This is a genomic window from Alteromonas sp. DY56-G5, from assembly GCF_041414725.1.
Lineage (GTDB): Bacteria > Pseudomonadota > Gammaproteobacteria > Enterobacterales > Alteromonadaceae > Alteromonas > Alteromonas macleodii.
The window spans coordinates 1-674 of sequence record NZ_JANHZQ010000135.1 but is presented as its reverse complement, the minus strand read 5'-3'; the positions used below and the strand labels follow the sequence as shown (position 1 = coordinate 674).

1 protein-coding gene is annotated in these 674 nt (G+C 48.8%); it reads left to right on the top strand.

Going from position 1 to position 674, the window contains the following annotated elements; all coding sequences use genetic code 11:
- Positions 1-674 (top strand): IS4 family transposase (locus NO989_RS21895; protein ID WP_371343204.1); only part of this gene is annotated, 674 nt, incomplete at both ends.

The following is a 674-nucleotide window of genomic DNA, read 5'->3' as shown; positions in this document are numbered from 1 at the left end:
GTGGTACAAGCCCGCCAAAGGTTGGGTGATGATGCTGTCGGTCACGTCTTCAAATTGATGGCACAGCGGGCATTCACTGAATATGCCTTTGAACAGTGGTGTGGTTTAAATGTACTGGCGGTTGACGGCGTAATGTTCCGTGCTCAGGATACTGCTGAGAACCTTGATGCATTTGGTTGTGACCGGAATGCTAAGGGTGATAATCCGTACCCACAGGTACGCATGTGTAGTCTGATGGAAACGTCCAGCCACCTTCTGTTGGCCAGTGAATTTGACAGCCGGGATGTGGGAGAGATGTCTCTTGCACAGCGGCTTGTTCCTTCGGTTCCCGATAACTCTCTGACCCTTTTTGACAGAGGGTATTATTCGCTGGGGCTACTGTACTTGTGGATGACTAAAGGCGTTAATACGCACTGGATGCTCCCCGCCCGTAAAGATTTACAGTATACTGTGAGACATCAACTCAGCGAGGATGATGCTGTTATCACGCTTAAAACCTCTCCTCAAGCCAGGAAGAAATTTGATGGTTTACCCGAAACCATTGAAGCGAGACTGACCCGCTACAAAGTAGATGGAAAGTCTTACCGCGTGCTCAGTTCAATGGTCGATGCAATGCAGTTTCCCTACGAAGAAGTTGTCAATGTGTATGTTCAACGCTGGGAAATCGAACTGGG